18 protein-coding genes are annotated in these 19,758 nt (G+C 56.1%); 12 read left to right on the top strand and 6 right to left on the bottom strand.

The window, feature by feature from the left end; genetic code table 11:
* Window positions 1-4: 4 nt before the first annotated feature.
* From RIB44_14945 to RIB44_14935, 3 genes are all read right to left on the bottom strand, one after another.
* A complete protein-coding gene (locus tag RIB44_14945) occupies window positions 5-1,021 on the bottom strand; it encodes a succinylglutamate desuccinylase/aspartoacylase family protein (GenBank protein ID MEQ8617868.1) in 1,017 nt (338 codons plus the stop codon).
* 6 nt (window positions 1,022-1,027) lie between these two features.
* The gene (gene rimK / locus RIB44_14940; protein ID MEQ8617867.1) at window positions 1,028-1,930 is read right to left on the bottom strand and encodes a 30S ribosomal protein S6--L-glutamate ligase; all 903 of its coding nucleotides are present in this window, start codon (window positions 1,928-1,930) and stop codon (window positions 1,028-1,030) included.
* 67 nt (window positions 1,931-1,997) lie between these two features.
* Window positions 1,998-2,447: an ATP-dependent zinc protease gene (locus tag RIB44_14935; GenBank protein MEQ8617866.1), complete on the bottom strand. Its 450-nt coding sequence runs from the start codon at window positions 2,445-2,447 to the stop codon at window positions 1,998-2,000.
* A 312-nt stretch (window positions 2,448-2,759) separates the two neighbouring features.
* Here RIB44_14935 and RIB44_14930 point away from each other — a divergent pair, with 312 nt between their 5' ends.
* From RIB44_14930 to pepF, 8 genes are all read left to right on the top strand, one after another.
* Window positions 2,760-3,743 carry a hypothetical protein gene (locus tag RIB44_14930; GenBank protein MEQ8617865.1) on the top strand — a complete coding sequence of 328 codons (984 nt, stop codon included), beginning with the start codon at window positions 2,760-2,762 and terminating at the stop codon, window positions 3,741-3,743.
* Window positions 3,744-3,974: 231 nt separating this feature from the next.
* Window positions 3,975-4,766, top strand: coding sequence for an imidazole glycerol phosphate synthase subunit HisF (gene hisF / locus RIB44_14925; protein MEQ8617864.1), 792 nt, complete (start codon window positions 3,975-3,977; stop codon window positions 4,764-4,766).
* A gap of 19 nt (window positions 4,767-4,785) precedes the next feature.
* On the top strand, window positions 4,786-5,958 hold the full coding sequence (locus RIB44_14920) for a PilT/PilU family type 4a pilus ATPase (protein MEQ8617863.1): 1,173 nt from the start codon (window positions 4,786-4,788) through the stop codon (window positions 5,956-5,958).
* The gene (locus RIB44_14915) at window positions 5,958-7,802 is read left to right on the top strand and encodes an ATPase, T2SS/T4P/T4SS family (GenBank protein ID MEQ8617862.1); all 1,845 of its coding nucleotides are present in this window, start codon (window positions 5,958-5,960) and stop codon (window positions 7,800-7,802) included. The genes RIB44_14920 and RIB44_14915 overlap by 1 nt, the downstream gene beginning before the upstream one ends.
* Window positions 7,803-7,856: 54 nt before the next feature.
* Window positions 7,857-8,366 carry a hypothetical protein gene (locus RIB44_14910; GenBank protein MEQ8617861.1) on the top strand — a complete coding sequence of 170 codons (510 nt, stop codon included), beginning with the start codon at window positions 7,857-7,859 and terminating at the stop codon, window positions 8,364-8,366.
* Window positions 8,367-8,436: 70 nt separating this feature from the next.
* The gene (locus RIB44_14905) at window positions 8,437-9,135 is read left to right on the top strand and encodes a hypothetical protein (GenBank protein MEQ8617860.1); all 699 of its coding nucleotides are present in this window, start codon (window positions 8,437-8,439) and stop codon (window positions 9,133-9,135) included.
* 129 nt (window positions 9,136-9,264) lie between these two features.
* On the top strand, window positions 9,265-10,284 hold the full coding sequence (locus tag RIB44_14900; GenBank protein ID MEQ8617859.1) for a beta-ketoacyl-ACP synthase III: 1,020 nt from the start codon (window positions 9,265-9,267) through the stop codon (window positions 10,282-10,284).
* 598 nt (window positions 10,285-10,882) lie between these two features.
* Entirely contained in the window at window positions 10,883-12,712 is a 1,830-nt protein-coding gene (pepF, locus tag RIB44_14895) for an oligoendopeptidase F (protein MEQ8617858.1), read from the top strand.
* 42 nt (window positions 12,713-12,754) lie between these two features.
* On the opposite strand, the gene RIB44_14890 is transcribed toward pepF, so the two are convergent.
* From RIB44_14890 to RIB44_14880, 3 genes are all read right to left on the bottom strand, one after another.
* Window positions 12,755-13,027 (bottom strand): Imm32 family immunity protein, encoded by a 273-nt coding sequence (locus RIB44_14890; protein ID MEQ8617857.1) that lies wholly within the window; start codon window positions 13,025-13,027, stop codon window positions 12,755-12,757.
* Between the two features lie 80 nt (window positions 13,028-13,107).
* Window positions 13,108-14,925, bottom strand: coding sequence for a sulfurtransferase (locus RIB44_14885; protein ID MEQ8617856.1), 1,818 nt, complete (start codon window positions 14,923-14,925; stop codon window positions 13,108-13,110).
* Between the two features lie 142 nt (window positions 14,926-15,067).
* Entirely contained in the window at window positions 15,068-16,648 is a 1,581-nt protein-coding gene (locus RIB44_14880; GenBank protein ID MEQ8617855.1) for a Ppx/GppA phosphatase family protein, read from the bottom strand.
* A 247-nt stretch (window positions 16,649-16,895) separates the two neighbouring features.
* On the opposite strand from RIB44_14880, the gene RIB44_14875 reads away from it, so the two are divergent.
* From RIB44_14875 to RIB44_14860, 4 genes are read left to right on the top strand one after another with little or no spacing between them, the layout of a single operon-like run.
* Window positions 16,896-17,849: a bifunctional riboflavin kinase/FAD synthetase gene (locus RIB44_14875; protein MEQ8617854.1), complete on the top strand. Its 954-nt coding sequence runs from the start codon at window positions 16,896-16,898 to the stop codon at window positions 17,847-17,849.
* A 46-nt stretch (window positions 17,850-17,895) separates the two neighbouring features.
* Entirely contained in the window at window positions 17,896-18,876 is a 981-nt protein-coding gene (locus RIB44_14870; GenBank protein MEQ8617853.1) for a bifunctional oligoribonuclease/PAP phosphatase NrnA, read from the top strand.
* A 32-nt stretch (window positions 18,877-18,908) separates the two neighbouring features.
* On the top strand, window positions 18,909-19,487 hold the full coding sequence (locus tag RIB44_14865) for a Rieske (2Fe-2S) protein (GenBank protein ID MEQ8617852.1): 579 nt from the start codon (window positions 18,909-18,911) through the stop codon (window positions 19,485-19,487).
* A 4-nt stretch (window positions 19,488-19,491) separates the two neighbouring features.
* Window positions 19,492-19,668 carry a hypothetical protein gene (locus RIB44_14860; protein ID MEQ8617851.1) on the top strand — a complete coding sequence of 59 codons (177 nt, stop codon included), beginning with the start codon at window positions 19,492-19,494 and terminating at the stop codon, window positions 19,666-19,668.
* Window positions 19,669-19,758: the final 90 nt, after the last annotated feature.

The following is a 19,758-nucleotide window of genomic DNA, read 5'->3' as shown; positions in this document are numbered from 1 at the left end:
TGCTTCACTCCTCCGCCAACAGCGCCGCCACTTCATCCGCGTGATCATCACTCATCATCTCCGCGATATGCACCACCGCTTCGCCTTGTTGGACCAGCGGGTTGTTCGTGTGACCGATGACGAGGCCCGCCACTGGAGAGATGATTTCCTTCGCGTCGTCACCGAACACATCAGCCACGACCCCCAGCGGTTGCTTGGCTTCAACTTGTGAGCCGAGCTTGGTTGTCAGCCGCAGGATACCGCTTGCCTTGGCACGAACCCATTTGGTGGATTCGACGACTGCCGAGTGCGCCTTCTTCTTGCGGGGACTCGTGCGACGCATCCCGAGGGCCGCCATCACACGGAGGATGCCGTTGGCGCCGAGTTGAATGGCGGACTCGTCGAACCGCAGAGGCTCGCCCGCTTCGTAAACGAGGGTCGGAATCCCAGCAGAGGTGGCGGCGCGTCGGAGGGAGCCGTCGATCGCTCCTGATTGCATGATCACCGGCGCGGCGAATGCTTCGGCCAGTTGTCGGGTAACGGGGTCAGCCAAGTTGCCGCGGATTTGGGGCAGGTTTGTGCGATGGTTTGAGCCGGTATGAAGGTCGATCCCATAATTGCACCGCAGCACGACCTCCTGCATGAAGAGATGAGCCAATCGCCCGGCGAGCGAGCCCTTTGCGCTGCCTGGGAAGGAGCGATTCAAGTCGCGACGGTCGGGCAGGTAACGCGACTGGGCGTTGAAGCCGAAGACGTTCACGATCGGCGTGGCGATCACCGCGCCGCGCATCGACTTTGGTTTTAGCCGATCGAGAACCTGTCCGATAATTTCAACGCCGTTCACTTCGTCGCCGTGGACCGCAGCACTGAGCCAGACGGTAGGCCCCGGGTAGCGACCATTCACTGCTACCACAGGTAATGATAACGAAGTACCCGTCGGTAAGCGGGCTACGGGGATTTCAAAGCGTTCGCGCTCGCCGGGCGGCACGATGGCGCCGGAGATTTCGAGAGGATCACTGATTGCCGCTCGTGGCTTAGCCACAGGTGATCATCCTTTGCCTTTGTCGCGTTGCTTTCCGGGCTTCGCGTTCTTTTCGATGAACTCGATGATTTTCCCGGCGACGTCTACTTTGGTTGCTTCTTCGATGCCTTCGAGACCCGGTGAAGAGTTTACTTCCATGACGACGGCACCGTGATTGGATCGCAGGATATCGACACCGGCAATGTTGAGCCCCATCGTTTTCGCGGAGCGAACTGCCGTGCTGCGTTCCTCGGGCGTGAGCTTGATCTTCTCCGCACTGCCGCCGCGATGGAGGTTGCTACGGAATTCCCCTTCCGGCCCCTGGCGTTTCATGGCAGCGATCACTCGACCACCAACGACAAAGCAGCGCAGGTCAGCACCGCCAGCTTCCTTGATGAACTCTTGGACGAGGATGTTCGCGTCGAGCCCACGAAAGGCCTCAATGACTGCTTGGGCGGCTTTTTTAGTCTCCGCGAGAATCACGCCGACTCCCTGTGTGCCTTCGATGAGCTTAATTACCAAAGGCGAGCCGCCCGCCAAGTTGATCAGCCCGTCGATATCTTTCGTGGAATGAGCAAATCCGGTGACCGGCAGCCCGATTCCATCGCGGGCCAACAGTTGCAAGCTGCGGAGCTTGTCGCGCGACCGACTAATCGCTTGCGACTCGTTGGCGACGAACACGCCCTTCATCTCGAACTGTCGAACCACGGCCGTGCCATAGAACGTATGCGTCGCTCCAATTCGAGGGATCACCGCATCGACGCGTAGTGGCTTGCCCTGATAGATCACCTGCGGGCGGTGCGAAGTGATGTCCATGTAGCAGCGTAGATAGTCAACGATCGAAACCTCATGCCCCCGATCAATCGCCGCCTGCTTGAGCCGGTCCGTCGAGTAAAGTTTCGAGTTACGTGAGAGGATGGCGATTTTCAAAATTGGAATCCTTGAGAGATGGAAAAACTTTCTGTCGGGTGGCTCGTCCCCAGCCACCCTGACGCGGTCATTTGCCTTTGCTTTTCCTTGGCTTAGGGCCCAGCAGGTACGACTTTGCAGGGTCTACCAAAAACCGCCCACGCACCGCCTCGCGTCCCAACAGCATACGAAACCCCATCTGGTCGCGGGAGGCCAAGGTTAGATCAATCGGCCATTTCTGTCCGGCAAGTTCAACGAGAGTGCGAATCACGACGCGGCGAGTGACGTGGCCGCTGGAGCTTTTCACTTCGCGACGTTCGAGCACCGGCGACTCGCAAATCAGCTTGGGCTCTTTCTTCCGCTGTACCGGTTGGACTTCAAAGCGAACCCATTGGCTGCCGTCCCGCTCGAAGATCTCGATATGTCGTGCGTGAAGCGAGGAGGAGCGTGCCCCCGTGTCGATCTTGGGCTTGATCTGAGCGATGCCCAGTTCAGGAAGCGCAATCCACTCGCGCCAGCCAATTATGCGATTACTCACTGCGGATTTGGACAACTGATTGGACTCGCTCAAGTTTCACTTTTACAATTCTGCATACGGTATCGATGCCATTGTGCGGTAGTTTACCAGATTGGGGCAGGTTGAACTTGCCCTGCGGCTTACGCTTTTTCAAGAATCTTTCCATGCCCGAAGCCCCTCCAGAAGCTCCTGTCAAAGTGCCCGAAACGGAACCTGCGCCTTTACCGGACAGTCCGGCAGAGCCCAGCCCAAACCTCGATCCCTTCAATCCTGATTGGCCAGATCACAGACCCGAGCCCCAACCCAAGGCTCTTTCTCGATCATCCCGCTATTGTGTTTAACGCAGATCCGGCAGAGAACGAATTTTCTCACGACGAGTTGCGACAGCAGACGAATAAGCGGCTGACCCTGAATCTATTGATTCAAGGTGCTGCCATGCATTCGTTTCTAACGTCTCATCATTTGGTCAAAGGTGAACTTGAGAGTCTCAAGCGAGGGATCACTCGGCGATACGATACGCTTTCGGTGAGTTTCGCGTTGATCTATTTTTGGGGCGATCCGGCTATAGTTTTTGGGCTCCCGACATGGTTTTGGAACCGCACACACAAGCCAAAGCACCCCTTCTACCATCATCGCCTTCTCGCGACACGCGGTAAGTTGTTGTGGAAGGAATCGAAGCGGTATCTTGTGGCTCGTGGCTGGAAGAAATGGGTGATCGCGATTCCTGGCTTACATTATGCACAGCAAGTTTGGTTGTTCTTGATGATGCTGTGGTCGGAGCGGAAGCTGAAACCAGAGCTGGCAAGACTTTGTGAACGCGCCAACTCCGAAATGTGGGGAATACCCGAGGACCGACTGGAGGCTCATCTGACTACTGATGTCGCCTTCGGAAACCTGCACACTCCCAGAACTGTTATGGGTAAGGCTGCGCGAGCCGCGGCTATCGGCTATGGAGGAGTTGTCCGCCGTAGGGACCAGTTCCAAGTGGTAGCAAAGTCTTGGACGTTACCATTGGTCATGCACGAGCTTACCAAGGGAATCGCCGAGCTCGTTTGTCTTCACGGACTTAATGAACTCGATGACGACATGTACCGAAAGGTAACCGAGGAAGCTGATCAGTTGGAATATGAGACCTGGATGCTGCAAGCAGGGTCGGAAATGTGGCGTCGTTTTCTTGCTGCGATGCCCGATCAGCAAGACCTTCCAACAACGCTCATGAACCTCGCTCGACTGGAGCCACGACCGCTTGAGTCGATCATGCTGGCCGTGGTGGATGATACGAAACGAGCCCAGGCGATGTTGCGGGAGTTCGGCTAGAGAAAGTGCCCGAGGGATTTCTGCTTAGATGAATGGCACCGTTTGATCTCTCGGAAATTGCTTCCCGTCTATTCATTACAACCCCGACGACCGCCCATCTAGTTGACCCACCCCGGTAGGCTACTTAAGCTAAGAGGATTACGGAACTTCGGGCGATTATTGGCCTGACGATCGAATTACCCGATGGCTGACGCCTGACGGCTCGTGCCCCTAACCTCTCGCCTCTCGACCATGCTCGCTAAACGTGTCATCCCTTGCTTGGACGTCGATCGTGGGCGGGTGGTCAAGGGAACCAATTTTGTGAATCTCCGCGACGCGGGCGATCCGGTTGAGGTAGCAGCACGGTACGAGCGTGACGGAGCCGATGAGCTCGTTTTTCTGGACATCTGCGCTAGCCACGAGGGCCGCGACATCATGCGGGAAATGGTCCGGCGTGTGGCGGAGCAGATCTTCATGCCGTTTACGGTGGGCGGGGGCATCCGCACGCTGGAGGACGCCCGTCAGCTTATCCAGGCCGGGGCTGAAAAAGTGAGCATCAACTCCGCCGCGGTAAGAACCCCAGAACTGATCACCGAAATCAGCCGTGCTTTTGGCGGTTGTGCCACGGTAGTGAATATCGACCCGAAGCGCGTTACCGACGAACAAGGTAACCAGCGGTTCGAGGTGTTCATCAACGGCGGTCGCGTCCCCACAGGATTAGATGCTTTGGAGTGGGCGAAGAAAGTTGAGTCGCTCGGGGCCGGAGAGATTGTCCTCACTTGTATGGACGCCGATGGTACCAAGGATGGCTACGACTTAGAAATGACCGCTGCAGTGAGTGAGTCCGTCTCGATCCCCGTCGTCGCCAGCGGTGGGGCAGGGCACCCGAAGCATTTGGCCGACGCGGTCACGATCGGCAAAGCGGACGCGGCACTGGCTGCCAGTATTTTTCACTTCGGTGAGTTTACGATTCAAGAAACCAAGCAGATCATGGCCGAGGCGGGTGTCCCAGTTCGCTTGCCACCAGCGCAACTTGTTGCTTAGTCGTACGAGGAGCACAACCATGTCATCATCAACCAACGCACAGAAGAGCTCGATTAGCTCGAAGGACTACGATAGTTTTGTCTCGGTCCACAAGGAACTCGAGATCGACAAGCTGTTCCGCGCTTGTGTCAAGCTGGAAGCGAGCGACTTGCACCTCAAGGTGGGCAATCCGCCGATGGTTCGGATCGACGGCACGCTACGCCCGATGAATCGCGGGCCGATGGACGACGAGGAAATGGTCCGCCTCTGCTTTCCGATGATGACCGAGCGCAACCGCAAGATCTTCGATCACGACGGCGGGGCTGACTTCGCGCACATGATCGAGGTTGACGGCACGAATTGGCGGTTCCGCGTGAACTTGCTACAACAGCTAGGCCACATCGGTTTGGTTGCTCGTCGCGTGAACAGTTGGATTCCCGACTTCGAAGGTTTGCACTTGCCGTCTTCGATGGTCGAGCTTTGTAAGTACGACCAGGGCATGGTGCTGCTGGCTGGGGTGACCGGTTCAGGCAAGACGACCACGATTGGTTCGATGCTTAACTGGATCAATCAAAACTACCGTAAACATATTCTCACGCTGGAAGACCCGATTGAGTTTGTCTTCACCGAAGACAAGTGCTTGATCAACCAGCGCGAAATCGGCCTCGACGTCATCGACTTTGAAGTCGGCATGAAGCATGCCGTGCGTGAAGACCCCGACATCATGCTCGTGGGCGAAATGCGTGACAAAGAAACTTTTATGACCGCCATCCACGCGGCGGAAACCGGTCACTTGGTGTTCGGGACCATCCACGCCAGCGGTGCCCCAGGGACGATTGGTCGTATCTTGGACCTCTTCCCACAAGACATGCACGGTGCGTTGCGTAGCGCGATCGCGATGAACATGAAGGGCATCGTCGCTCAGAAGTTGCTGAAAAGCATCAAGCCCGGCGTCGGTCGGGTGCCGACGGTCGAGATCATGCGCTTCACGCCCACAGTGCGAAAGCTTGTCATGGAAGAACAAGATGCCAAGCTTGGCGGTGCGATCAGTGTCGGCATCGAAGATGGCATGCAGACCTTTACGCAAAGCCTCAAGCAACTGGTCGATGACAAGCTGATCGACCGCACGGTGGCTCTCGAAGTCGCCCCCAACCCTGAAGAACTCAAGATGGCCCTTAAAGGCATCTCGGTCAAACAACCTGGAATCATGTAATGCGGCAACTGTGGTTAGTTTTCCTTCTGTTGGTGGTTGGCACGGGTACCGTGCTAACTCCCGCATGCACTTATGCCAAAGACGATGCAGAGAAGAAGGCGGAAAAAGCAGCAGCCGCCGCGGAAGAAGCTGCCTTCAAGAAACTGCAACCGAAGATGCAGAAGAAGTATTACGAAGGCATGGGAAAAATGGTGGGGGAACTAGGCAACGGGAAGTGGCTGTGGCTGATCCCGTTAATTTCTTTCTCTGCGATCCTGATTTCATGGGTTGGCTTTACCGATTGGGTGAATCGAGACTCTCAGATCTTCAAATTGGGTTGGCACAAGTGGAACCCGATCATCTTCTTCCCGTTTGCATTGCTTGCTATTGGGCTGTTCTTTATTCCGATGCCGAACTTTGTGCGTCTGCCTATCCTCCTGTTGCCCATGTTGGCAACAGCTATTCCCTACATTATCCGGCACAATAGATCGGTCCAGAAACACCAAACCGTTCTGACGCGCGAGTGGTGGCGGTTCGCCTTCTCTGAAGTCATGGGCAAGGTAGGCGTGAAGATCGACACCGAACGCAAGGCACAGTACGAGCTCGGTGCCGCGGTCGATCTCTCCGCAATGGGGGCAGAGGATGCCAACGCCGACAACGCCAACTTATTGACTGCTAGGCAGTCGCCCGGCTATCTACTTTTGAAAGATCTGGTTGTTGAGACCATCAGCCGTCGGGCCGATCGAGTGATGCTCGATTACACCCAGCAAGCGGTGAACTCGCGGCATGAAATAGACGGCATGTGGCATTCAGGCGAGCCCAAAGATCGTGAGTCAGGTGATGTGCTGCTAGCCGTGATGAAAACGCTCGCTAACCTAGATGTGAAAGAACGCCGGAAGAAGCAAAAGAGCCAGTTTGGCGCCAAGTATGAGGGCAAGAGCTTTCTCGTCAAGTTTGCGAGTGAAGGTACGAAATCCGGAGAACGGGTTGTCTTGGACTTCGTCGGGAAGAAGGCCACTTATACAACGTACGACGAACTGGGGATCCGCGAGGGGCTCAAGGAGAAGTGGTCGGAGTTGATGGCGCGCGATCAAGGCTTGCTCGTTTTCTCAACGATGCCTGGTGGCGGGCTGACGACGATCACAGACGTTTCCATCGGCGAAACGGATCGCTTGATGCGAGACTTTGTTTCGATTGAACCCGCAAACAAGCTGGAAGCAGATATCCAGAATGTCAGCGTCAACCAATTCGACCCGGCGAAGGGAGAAACCGCCGCCACGATCCTGCCCGACTTGATTCGGACGTATCCGAATGTTTACGTGATGCGCGACTTTACCGACGCGGAGGCGACGAAGCTTCTAATGGACGAAGTGGCTGACGAGCGTTTGGTCATCACTACGATTGCCGCACGCGACGGAGCGGACGCTTTACTCCGCTTGCTGAAAGCCAAAGTTCCTCACAAGCTGTTTGCCAAGCATGTCACTGGAGTCTTGTATCAAAGGCTCGTTCGTAAGCTCTGCCCAACCTGTCGGGTCGGCTACGTCCCCGCTCCTGCGGTGCTGAAGAAGCTCGGCATCCCGGTTGGCAAAGTCGAGCAGTTGTTCCGCCCACCCAAGCCGGAGGAGCTCGAGTCCGACAAGCCCTGTCCCGATTGCCAAGGTCTAGGGTACGCAGGTCGGACTGGCATTTTCGAGCTCGTTGAAGTGAACGATAAGATGCGAGAGGTCTTGCTCAAGAAGCCCGATGCGGATTTGCTTCGAAAGGCAGCCCGCGCCACGCGGCAGCGATCCTTGCAGGAAGAGGCTATCTTGCTAGTTGCCAAGGGCGTGACCTCGCTGCCTGAAATCATGCGTGTCCTGAAGTAATCAGTTTGCTAAATCAATCAAGTAGCCCCTGGCGCAAGCCAGGGGTTGAGAATCATGCTTTACGTTTGTGTACTACTGATCTTTGTCTTCTTCGCAGGTGTTGCGATGACCGTTGGCGAGGGTCTTTGGAGTAATACGATTTCATTACTTTGTTTGCTGATCAGCATTCCTTCGGCGCTCGTGATGGGACTTCCTTTGGGAATGTGGGGCTTCGAGCAAGCAGATACCGACGATCAGTATCTCTGGTACTTTATCTTCGCGGGTCAATGGGTCGTCTTTTTTGCAGTGATGCTGATCCTGAAAGAGCTCGCCAGACGAGCCTCGCGAGTGCGGGTGCGATTTATCCCTCAACTCGAAATGATTGCTGGGCCCCTGATGGGTTTAGGCGTGGCAGTCGTTTTTACGAGTTTCCTCACAGTGACCATCTATTTCGGACCGAGGGCAGCAGGGGTTTGGGATCCTGCAAAGATAAAGGATTGGGAAAAGTCGATGCTCGATTACTCAGTCCGCCCTGCTTATCAGATTCTCAAGGCGACCACGAACGATGCTGCTGAGTTCAACTAAGTGAATATGAGCAGGCATGAAGCTAGCCTGAGACAGTCGTCGTGGCGATCAGCTTAAACCGAGCCGAACAATGGATTCTGAACTCGAAACCGCCGACCACTACCGCCGACTTAGCCCTGTAGCAGTCATCGCTTTTCTAGGTGGATTGCTCTCGTCGCTTGCGTTAGTGTCGTCCAGTTTTTGGATAGTCGCAGTTCTGGCAGCGGCTTTCTCTTTGTTTGCGATTTGGCAGATCGAGCAGAAGCCCGAACAGTTAGCGGGCGCGTCGCTGGCACGTTGGGGACTTGTGCTCGCAATCGTGCTGGGGATAGCTGCTTACGCGCGAAATGCGGTCACGACACGCCTCTTCAACCAGCAAGCTGAGCAAACCGTGACCGCGTGGGTTGAGATGCTCTCAGAAGGTCAGCTTGAAGATTCGATGCAGTTGCTAACGCGCAAAGCGTCCATGAGTCTCATTCCGCCCCCCAACTCTCCTGACGCACCGCCGCCGACTGCCGAACAGGCTCGCAATACCATGTTGAACAACCTGGGTGGAGATCCTGTCACGAAACGTGCACAACAACTGGGCGAGACTTTGCGAATCGAGCCCTTTGGCGAGCCCCTTGCCCCCGTCGCGAAAGGATCGTCCCGTCAGCTTTCTGCGGCCTACCGCTTGTCGGGCGAAGGCGGCCCAGCAATGAAGATTGCCGTTGTCGTCGCTTGGCCGCAACTGAATCAATCGGGGAGTTTGGCCCTGATAGAACAGTGGCGGGTGATTCCCGAAGAGTGATTCCTTTGCGGGAGTGTATGCCTCGCCTTGTAAGAATCGCCGTTCTGCCGTACCCTGCATCGCTTGGCGCTAGCATGCCCCGCCTTCCCTAATCCCCCGCTCCTACCCTCCGCAACTGAGGTTCCCGCCATGAGTGACGCCAGACCGTCGATCGGCGGCGCACCGTTGCGCTCATTGATGGGGGTGCGGATCGTCGGCACGGGGAGTTTTGTGCCCGACAACGTCGTCACGAACGACGACCTTGCCCGGCTCGGTTGCGACGCGGAGTGGATCATCCAGCGGACCGGCATCCGCGAACGCCGCCATGCTCCAGCAGATATGAGCACCGGCGACATGGCCCTGGAAGCGGCCAAGCGTTGTTTGGAAGCCGCGGCAGTCGATCCGGCAGAAGTCGATTTGCTCACGCTCGGCACCTTCACGCCTGATCGTTTAGCTCCGGCGACCGCTACCACTTTGCAAGACCGTCTGGGCCTTAACTGTGCGGCTATGGATGTCTCGGCTGCTTGTGCAGGCTTCACCTATTCGCTGATCACGGCGATGCAGTTTATCGCCACTGGTTGCAGCAAGTACGCGCTAGTGATTGGCGCCGACACGAACTCGCGGATTGTCGATCCTGAAGATAAAAAAATCTATCCGATCTTCGGTGACGGTGCCGGTGCGGTATTGCTCACCAAAGGAAGTGCGGAGCAGGGGGCGTTGTCCTACACGCTTGGCTCTGATGGCAGCGGTACGGAATTGCTTTATCGTCCGCAAGGAGGTTCGAAACAACCCTGCACAATTGGCGTGCCACCGGATAACAATCACTACCTGCAGATGAATGGCCGCCCGGTGTTCAAATGGGCGGTCCGGCTTGTCGAAGAGAACGTGAAGCAAGTGCTCGACCACGCGGGCCTCGCCAGCACGGAGATCGGCTGCTACTTATTCCACCAAGCCAACGAGCGCATCCTCGACGCCGCCGTCCAGGCGCTCGGCATCGACCGCGAACGTGTCGTCAAGCACATCGACCGCTACGGCAACACCTCAGCCGCCAGTATCCCGCTCGCCTTGGATGAAACCCTCCGCGCCGGCGGCATCAAAAGCGGCGATTCCATCCTTATGAGCGGCTTCGGCGCAGGCCTCGCCTGGGGCACGATCGCCTGGCGTTGGTGAGCTTGCTGTGGTCCTTTTTTGAACCACGGAGGCACGGAGGACACGGAGATTTTGCAGAGAGGTTTCGCCGCGGGTGCTTGCACCGCGCTGGATTCCTTGCTCAAGAAGTCCATGCCACGATTCTCGATCACTACCGCGAAGCGGTTTCATCCTATAGCCCAGGGTTGGTCAAGAGCGAGCCTAAGCGAGCTTTTGACCTACCCTGGGTCAAAAGACAACAACAAGAATCGACCGAGTAGCAAGACGCGAGTACCGAAAAGCGTCATCGAGGTCGAAACGGGAAAGGTTCTGCCTCGGCCTGTTGCGACCTCGTTCGTGTGCCGCTGGTTCTCATAACTTCTCGCTCGGTCGCTCATGGCTTTTGATCGTGTACCCAGGGTAGGTCAAGGCTCGCTGGGCCTCGCCGTTGACCAACCCTGGGCTATTTTGTGTAACCGCTTCGCGGTACTTCTGCAGGGTATGCCTCATCCCTCGGCATACCCACTTTGCGCTGCGACCACTTCGCGCCGCGATCAATAGATGTCATGGTGCCTTTGCGAGAGAATCAACCCTCGAACGAACTCTGCGTGTCCTCCGTGCCTCTGTGGTTAAAGAATAAATGGCCGCCACCAAAACCAAACGCAAACCCCGCCCCAAGACCTTGCCTCCCCGTTCCAAGGTGAAGGAAGCGGACACGTGGAATCTCGAAACGCTCTTCCCCAACGATCAGGCTTGGGAGAAAGCCTTCACCAAGTGGAAGCGGACGGCTAAGAAGTTCGACACTTTCCGCGGCACCTTGGCAAAGAGCGCGAAGCAGTTAGCCGCCTGTTTGCAGTTTGATGCGGATTTCGATCAAGAGGGCGAAAAGATCGGCACCTACGCGTTTCTCAGGACGACCGAAGACCAATCCAACAGCGATTACCAAGCGATGGTCGCCCGTTTTCAGCACGCGGCTAGCGAAGCAGGACAGGCGGCCAGCTACATTCGGCCGGAGATCCTGGCAATCCCCAAGACGAAGTTCCAGAAGCTTATCAAAGCGAAAGAGTTACAGCCCTACAAGCTTGTCCTTGAACGCGTGGCTCGTTACCGACCGCATACGCTGAGCGACGCGGAAGAACGCCTGCTCGCGATGCAGAGCGAAATGTCGGACGCTTCGAACCAAGCGTTTCGGCAGCTCACGGATGCGGATCTCAAGTTCGGCATGATGGACGATGCCCAGGGGCAATCGATCGAGCTGTCGCACTCCTCGTTCTCGGCGATGCTGCACTCCCCGAAGCGAAGCGTCCGCAAGCAGGCGTTCCATCAATATTACGAGGTGTTCCAGGGGCACGAGAATACTTTGGCGGCAACGCTCAGCGGTTCGATCCAACGCGATGTCTACTACGCTAAAGCGCGCAATCATGAAAGCGCTCGCGCGGCGGCGCTCTTCCCGGACAATGTCCCGGCGAGCGTTTACGACAACCTCATTAAAGCCGTGCGCGAGAAGCTGCCCGTGCAGCATCGGTACTACGATCTCCGCAAGCGGAAGATGAAGCTGAAGTCGATCCACCACTACGATACCTACGTGCCGATCCTCAGCGACTTAGACCAGAAGCGCACTTGGAAGCAAGCCGTTGATGTGGTGATGCGTTCGCTCACGCCGTTGGGCTATCAATATTGCGAGGTGCTGGAGAAAGGCCTCACCACGGATCGTTGGTGCGACCGTTATCCCAACCGAGGCAAGCAGAGCGGCGCGTTCAGTTGTGGCACGTTCGACGCCGCGCCGTTTATTCTGATGAATTATCAGCCTGCAGTACTAGATCACGTCTTCACGCTGACGCACGAAGCGGGGCACTCGATGCACAGCTACTATTCGGCTGGCAATCAACCCTACATTTACTACGACTACGTGATCTTCGTCGCCGAGGTGGCCAGCACGTTCAACGAGCAACTCCTCAGCCGTCAGTTGATGAGCGAGGCGAAGAGCGACAAAGAACGGGCCTACCTCATCAATCGCGACATCGACGCCATCCGCGGCACGATCATCCGGCAGACGATGTTCGCCGAGTTCGAGAAGATCACCCACGAAATGGCCGAAGCGGGCGAGCCGCTGACTGTTGAGAGCTTCAAACACGTTTACGGCGAATTGCTCTCCGCGTACTTCGGCCCTGACTTTGCTATCGATGAGCAACTGAAGCTGGAAGCTTTTCGCATCCCGCACTTCTATCGGGCGTTCTACGTCTACAAATACGCCACGGGCCTCTCAGCAGCGATTGCCTTGAGTGAGCGCGTCGTGAACGGTGGCGAGAAGGAACTCGACGACTATCTCTCGTTCCTCAAAGGCGGTTGCTCGAAAGACCCGCTCGATTTGTTGAAGGATGCCGGCGTGGATATGACGAAGCCGAAGCCAGTGCGGACGGCGCTGGAGAAGTTTGAAGCGTTGGTGAATGAACTCGACGAGTTGCTGTAGAGGGCGTTTGTACGACAAGATTTAGTCGCGAGAAGTCGTACGCTAAGTCTGTTCAACGGTGCCTTTGACACAATAGATTTTTGCATGATGAATCAGAGTACTGTCGCGAAAAAATTGCGTGCTAGATAGCTCCTCTCCACCCCACTCAGGCGTCATGAGATGAATATGTTCAAACTTGCCGTCGTTCGTGTTAGCGATTAAGCGGTCAAGATAATTACGCATTCGTTGCAAGCCGGCAGTATCACCTGAAAGGAACAACTGTTCTCCATCCAGGGAGACTTCCAGCGAAATGTAATCCGCTTGTTCATCAGTCATGTTGAGTTTCTCACGTGTCTGATATTTGATTTGCAATAATATTTCTCGTCTAACTAACCCTGGGTTGTAATGACATAGGGCTAGGTCCACCCCGGCTCGCCCGCTTCCTCCCAAAAGTCTTCGCCATCCTCAGGATGCTGAAACTTAAGCCACTGTGCATGCAAACAAAGTGGCGGCTCGTCGACGGCTAGGGTCTGCATCCCCCCGAGTCGCTTCTCCGGCAAGTAGGCCGGGTCGCCGCACACCGGGTGGCCCATTTTCCAGAGGTGGATGCGGATTTGGTTGGTGCGACCGGTCACGGGGCGGGCTTCTAGCAGCGTTGTCGGTTTGGAGGTGCCTTCGCCGTCGCGGCTGAGGACTTTGAATTGAGTCTCGGCGGCGAGACCATCAGGGTCGGGCAAACGCAGGCCTGCCTGAACCGGTTCCTTGCCGATCGGCGTGGTGATCGTGAACTTGCCCTCGGAGATATGTCCTTGCGCGCGGACCAAGTACTTTTTCTCAACGGTGCCGGCTTCAAACTGGGCATGTAACGCTTGAGCAACGGCCCGCGTCCGTGCGTAGACGACCACGCCGGTCGTGTTGGCGTCGAGGCGATGGACGATTCGCAATCGCTGCGGTGCGTAAACTTCTTCCAAAAAGTAACTCAGCGTGTTCCGATGGAACCGCCCGCCGGAGTGCATGGGCAAGGGAGCCGGTTTTTCGATGACGACGATTGACTCATCTTCATGAAGCAGGCGAACATCGGCGTTCACGTCCGGTTCGACCATCGCCGGGACGTGACGGTTGTAACGCTGGCCTGCTCGGACAATTTGTTGCGGATCGACGGGGTGTTCTTGCTTTTCGTGATCTTCGAACGTCACGTGGCCGATCTCACACATCCGCTGCCACTCGTCGCGGCCAACATGCGGATGCAATCCGTCAAGCGTGTCGAGCAGCGTAGCTTGGTCGAATCGCTTGGGGATATTCAGGGGGCGAATATGATCGTAGGGCGTGCTTCCCGGAAGGCTCTTCGCCAACTGAGCGATGCGCGCTTCACGGACTGCTAGGCTCTGGCGATGTTGGGCGACGAAATCTGAGTAGCAGTACGGGCAATGCTTCCCGAAGACATAGCTTGAGACTGACTGATCGACTTCGTTTAAGGGATGCTGGCAGACGTAACACTGGGTGGTAGCCGTTTCTTGCAGTTCGGGATCAAGTGCTACCCGCTGATCGAAGACGAAGCACTCTCCGTCGTAATGATCGCCCCCGCACTCCTCAAAGTACTTCAGGATGCCCCCCTCAAGTTGAAACACCTGCTCAAAGCCTTCCCGCTCCATGAAGGGGCCCGCTTTCTCACAGCGAATTCCGCCTGTGCAGAACATGACCACCGGCTGCTGGCGTGTCTCCGCAGGCAGCTGCTTGATGGCTTCAGGGAAATTGCGGAAGTGATCGATGTTCAGGTCGACCGCATTCTCGAAGGTGCCTAACTCGACCTCGTAATCGTTGCGCGTATCGAGCAGCGTCACCGGACGGCCTTCATCGAGCCACTGCTTGAGTTCTTTCGCAGTCAGCTTGGGCGAAGAGCGTTTCGCCGGTTCGATCCCGTCGACCCCAAAGGCGATGATCTCCTTCTTGAGCCTGACCAATAACCGATTGAACGGCTGCCGATCGCTGTAGCTTTCTTTGGTTTCGAGGTCCGCGAATTCACTTTGACTGCGAAGCTCGGCAAGGAAGGCGTCGATGCACTCGCGTGAACCGGCAAGGAACATGTTGATCCCCTCCTTGCTGAGGAGAATCGTTCCCTTCAGATCGAGTTCTTGGCAACGTGATTTCAACTCCGCGCGGCGACGAGGCAGATCGTCGAGATCGACGAACTTGTAGGCAGCGATGTTAACGACGGAGTTGGGCGATGTTTTCATGATGCGTCACTTGTCATTCCGACAGCCGTCTCAGCGGCGGAGGAATCCGGCTTGAACTCTGGTTCGCCTTGATGACGTACCCGACTGCATGCCGGATTCCTCGGTCGGCGAGCCTCCCGTCGGAATGACAGAGACAATAACCCTAACTCGGCGCCGCCTCGGTCCTACCGGCCCACTGAACGTTCAACTCGGTTTCAAAGATTTTCTCAAAAGGCCCGGCTCGACGGCGGGCTGCCCAGAGGTTGACTTCGGGGTAATCGCTCGCAGAAACCAGCAGGTCCACCTGCTGCCGGGTGCCTTCGATTTCTACGGATTGGACCGTTTGGTTGTGGCTGCGATCAAGTCCCCCGGCCAGTCGCAACACAGCGGACATTTGACGAACACGCTTTTGTTCAAACTCGTTCAGAGCCTTGAAGTTCGCATGCTTGTTTTTGGGCTGAGCGCCTCGGTGATAGCGCGCCACATTGGCAATAATCTGTAAGTCCTGCGGGCGAAACATCTCCAGGCGGCTGTGGAGAATCAGGTGATAGGAATGCTTGTGGTGTTTTTCATAATTGATCAGGTAGCCCACGTCCTGCAGTCGCCCGGCTGCTTCCAGCAGCGGGAGGTCCTGTTCGTCGAGTTCAAAGATCTTCGCCAGCCCCGCGTAGATCTGCACAGCTAAATTAGCCACGTGCTTCGAGTGCTCCAGATTCACGCCGCACGCCTTCGCAAAGCGGTCGAGATGCTCGTCGTAATTCGGGGGCCCATTCGTGCTGGGACCTTGGCCGTTTTCGATCATGGTCAGCAGCAGACCGTCGCGAACTCCGTAGTCATGAACCTGCAGGAGATTCACTTTGAAGCGGCGCATGATTCGGTCGACGATCGTGATTCCAGGCACGATGATATCCACGCGGTCTGGATTGAGCCCTGGTACTTCGCGACGTTGCTTGGCGGTCATTTTGCGAAGACGGTCCACCAAGTGACGTACGTCGGCGCGTGCCAGTTGGTAGCCTGCCGCTGACAACTGGCCTAGTCCTTTGCTCGCCATCACCATGTTCGCGAGATTCGTGAACGTTCCGCCTGACCCGATCAGCATATGCAACGGTGCGCTCGGCTTTTCGGTCATTTGTTTGAGCTCGCGATCAATCCAATCGACCATCTTCTTGAAATCGTCGCCAGCGAGCGCCTGCCCGCCACCGAACTTTTCAGTCAGCCGTACCGCTCCGAGTTTCGTGCCGTAGATTCCCTCGATCAGTTCTCCCGAGGCGAGAACAAGCTCCGTGCTGCCACCGCCGATATCGGCTAGTAGCGTATTCTGTCCCGAGAGATCGAACCGGCGTCGAACGCTTTGGAAGGCGAAGTGGGCCTCCTTCTCGCTAGTGATGACTTCGATGTCGAGCCCCAACTCCGTGCGGACACGTTCGACAAATTCTTGGCCGTTCTTCGCTTCACGTACGGCACAGGTAGCAATGGCGCGTTGGCTTTCGATGCCAAAGCCCTCCGCAATCGACTTGAAGCGGCGCAACGCGGCCAACGAAGCGACCATCGACTCTTCATCAATCTTTCCCGAGGAGGCTAAGGAGCGACCAAGCCTTGTGGATTCGCGTTCTTCGTCAAGAATGCGATAGCGTCCGTCGGTTAAGGCTTCCGCCACGACCAAGCGAATACTGTTGCTGCCAATGTCAATGGCAGCCAACCGGGGTACGAGGTCCTTTGAGAGATAAGTCTGTTGTTCGTTCATGAAGAGTTTTTGAGCGAGGGCTTCCGTGCGCGTAAGTTCTGGCCTCTATCAATATGATACCAGAGCGAGGGGCATGTTTTCAGTGTTCAGTTAGCAGTTTTCAGCAGAAGGTAAACGAGCTCGCGGGCTACCTGACCATCTGAACTGAAAACTGAACACTGACAACTGAAAACTTCCCCACGTTGACCATCCTTTCACGACCTACGATACTAAGGCGTTACCCATTCACATCGAAGCCGCTCCTACTGTGCCTATCATTCGCCATCTCGACCAGCTTCCTGCCGCTGCACGGGGTGGCGCGGTGGCGATTGGCAACTTTGATGGAGTGCATTTGGGGCATCGCCGTATCGTCGAACAACTTCGCCGACGTGCCGAGGAGGTTGGCGGGCAGGCGATTGTCTTTACCTTCGACCCCCACCCGGTGCGACTGCTCCGCCCTGAGCAGTGCCCCCCGCCGCTCACGTGGACAACCCGCAAGGCGGAGTTGCTCGCAGGACTCGGCGTGTTCAAAATCGTGGCTTATCCGACCGATGAAGCTCTCCTTGAACTTAGCGCCGAAGAATTCTTTGAGCAGATCGTTGTCGAGGCACTTGATGCCAAGGCAATGGTCGAAGGGCCAAATTTTTACTTCGGTAAGAATCGAGAGGGGACGATCGAGAAACTGCACCAATTGACCTCCAGCGCCGGGATGTCGCTCGACGTGGTTGAACCAGTTTCGATCGACGATGAGTTGGTCTCCAGCTCTCGAATTCGCACGGCAATCGCGAACGGCGAAGTTGCCCTGGCGGCGAAACTACTGGGCCAGCCGTATCGCCTGCGTGGCATGGTCGCCCACGGGGCAGGGCGGGGAGCCAAAATCGGCTTTCCGACGGCCAATCTGGAAGCGATCGACACGCTGCTTCCCGCACAGGGCGTTTACGCGGGACGAACGCTCATCGACATTAATGGTGGCCCGCAGTGGTACGCGGCTGCGATCCATTTGGGGCCTAACCCAACTTTCGGCGAAGATCATACGAAGGTCGAGATTCACGTTCTCGATGTCGATGCGGCGTTGTACGGGAAGCCGATGGAGGTTGAGTTCATCGAGCGTATCCGCAGGATTGAGAAGTTTGATTCGAAGGAAGAACTTGTGGAACAATTGCAACGCGACATTACGAAAGCGCGTTTAATCGTTGAAAGATTAACCCCGGGCGAGGCGTAGCTCGCCGGCTACTGAAAACTGAACACTGACAACTGAAAACTATCGAATGATCAACTGGCAACCACTTGTTGAACTCATCGCAGCGAACGACTCGTTCCTGATTACCAGTCATTGCCGCGCCGATTGCGATGCGATTGGAAGTGAACTTGGTCTCGCACTCGCTCTGGAATCCTTGGGCAAACGTGTGCAGATCATCAACGGGGATGAGATTCCTCAGCACATCACCTTCATGGACCCAGAGAATCGCGTCGAGGAAATTGAGCAGGTCCCGCTGGAAACTTTGCGGCAGCATCAAGTGTTTGTTGTCGTCGACACAAGTGCTTGGGGACAACTCGGCCCAATGGCGGATGTGTTGCGTGGGTTCCAAGGCGAGCGCGTTGTGATTGATCATCACGTGAGCGAAGACGATTTCGGCGCGCACGTTTTCAAGGACGCAACAGCGGAAGCGACCGGACGGCTGATTTTAGAGCTGATCGAAGAACTAGGAGTCGACCTGACCCCCGAAATGGCAGCACCACTCTTTGCTGCCATCGCTACCGACACGGGTTGGTTCCGATTCTCCTCAGTCAAGGAGCCCGCATTTGAAGCCTTGGCGAAACTCGTTGCCGCTGGAGCAAGTCCGCCGGAAACCTTCTCAAAACTTTATGAGCAGCATAGCCTTGCCCGACTGCACCTACGTGGAAAAATCCTCAATCACGTAAAAAGTGAGTGCTCAGGACGGCTCCTCTGGACATATGTCTCTCAGAAAGACTTCGCGGAAACCGGTGCACAGCTCACTGACACTGAAGATGCCATCAATATGCAACTGGCAGTCGCCGGGGCTGAAGCGGCTGCCATGTTCGTTGAGCTAGAACCAGAGAAAACAAAGGTCAGCCTGCGAGCCAAGGGCGATTTTGACGTGCGGGCAATTGCTGAGCAGTTTGGCGGCGGCGGTCATAAGGCTGCTGCTGGTATCACGATGTCAATGCCCCGCGAAGAAGCCCAATCGTCCGTGCTTGACGCTCTGCGCGCGAGCATGGGAGAATAAAACATTGGTCATCACTGACACGAGAGAAATCTATGGGTAAACCTGTATCCAATAGTCCTAACGACCGCCGGACAGCAATCGCCGCAATTCTTGCTGGGGCGGCAGCCGTGCTCACTCCGATAGCGGCTGGTGTCGCCTCATTTCTGACGCCCTTGTTTAAGAAAAAAGAGTCTCCCAAGGTACGTGTTGCGCTCTTGAGCCAAGTTCCTGAAGACGGAGTGCCTCGCAGCTTTCCCGTCATCACGGATCGTCAGGATGCGTGGACCGGCTACGAAGCGAGCAAAGTCGGGGCGGTTTTTCTTGTCCGCAATTCTGGAGAGAAAGTACCAACGGCATTTACCGCCAAGTGTCCGCACGCGGGCTGCCAGATCGGTTACACGCCAGGCGATACCGCATTCAAATGCCCCTGCCACACGAGCTCGTTCAACCTCGACGGCAGTCGTGTTCGTGGTGACAAAGAGGTTTCCCCACGCGACATGGATTCGCTGCCTGTCGAATTGAAAGACATCGCCATCAAATCTGAAACGGGCGACGTCAACGAGGCGACGGAAGTCTACGTTGAGTTCATCGATTACCAAACGGGACACGCAGAGAAGCACCCAACGGCATAGGATAATGATCGGTGTTGCTGTTAGCGACATAGTGATTCTTGAACATTACCGCGAAGCGGTTACACCACATAGCCCAGGGTTGGTCAACAGCGAGCCCCAGCGAGCTTTGACCTACCCTGGGTACGAGATCGAACGTCAAGAGGCGACCGAGCAAGAAGGCTTGAGTACCGTTGAAACCTAATCGAGGTCGCAAAGGACAGAGGTTGACCGTACCAATTTCGACCTCGGTTGTAGTTTTCCTGCATGCATGCCTTGCTACTCGGTCGATTAT

Source organism: Lacipirellulaceae bacterium, from assembly GCA_040218535.1.
Taxonomy (GTDB): Bacteria; Planctomycetota; Planctomycetia; order Pirellulales; family Lacipirellulaceae; genus Adhaeretor.
This window is presented reverse-complemented; position numbering and strand designations above follow the sequence as displayed.

Excerpts from the sequence above, each read along its gene's own strand:
- RIB44_14900 (MEQ8617859.1), top strand. The coding sequence starts at position 9,265 with ATGAGTGACGCCAGACCGTCGATCGGCGGCGCACCGTTGCGCTCATTG.
- RIB44_14915 (MEQ8617862.1), top strand. The coding sequence starts at position 5,958 with ATGCGGCAACTGTGGTTAGTTTTCCTTCTGTTGGTGGTTGGCACGGGT.
- RIB44_14905 (MEQ8617860.1), top strand. The coding sequence starts at position 8,437 with ATGGATTCTGAACTCGAAACCGCCGACCACTACCGCCGACTTAGCCCT.
- RIB44_14865 (MEQ8617852.1), top strand. The coding sequence starts at position 18,909 with ATGGGTAAACCTGTATCCAATAGTCCTAACGACCGCCGGACAGCAATC.
- RIB44_14885 (MEQ8617856.1), bottom strand. The coding sequence starts at position 14,925 with ATGAAAACATCGCCCAACTCCGTCGTTAACATCGCTGCCTACAAGTTC.
- RIB44_14890 (MEQ8617857.1), bottom strand. The coding sequence starts at position 13,027 with ATGACTGATGAACAAGCGGATTACATTTCGCTGGAAGTCTCCCTGGAT.
- RIB44_14920 (MEQ8617863.1), top strand. The coding sequence starts at position 4,786 with ATGTCATCATCAACCAACGCACAGAAGAGCTCGATTAGCTCGAAGGAC.
- RIB44_14870 (MEQ8617853.1), top strand. The coding sequence starts at position 17,896 with ATGATCAACTGGCAACCACTTGTTGAACTCATCGCAGCGAACGACTCG.
- RIB44_14880 (MEQ8617855.1), bottom strand. The coding sequence starts at position 16,648 with ATGAACGAACAACAGACTTATCTCTCAAAGGACCTCGTACCCCGGTTG.
- RIB44_14860 (MEQ8617851.1), top strand. The coding sequence starts at position 19,492 with ATGATCGGTGTTGCTGTTAGCGACATAGTGATTCTTGAACATTACCGC.
- RIB44_14910 (MEQ8617861.1), top strand. The coding sequence starts at position 7,857 with ATGCTTTACGTTTGTGTACTACTGATCTTTGTCTTCTTCGCAGGTGTT.
- pepF (MEQ8617858.1), top strand. The coding sequence starts at position 10,883 with ATGGCCGCCACCAAAACCAAACGCAAACCCCGCCCCAAGACCTTGCCT.
- hisF (MEQ8617864.1), top strand. The coding sequence starts at position 3,975 with ATGCTCGCTAAACGTGTCATCCCTTGCTTGGACGTCGATCGTGGGCGG.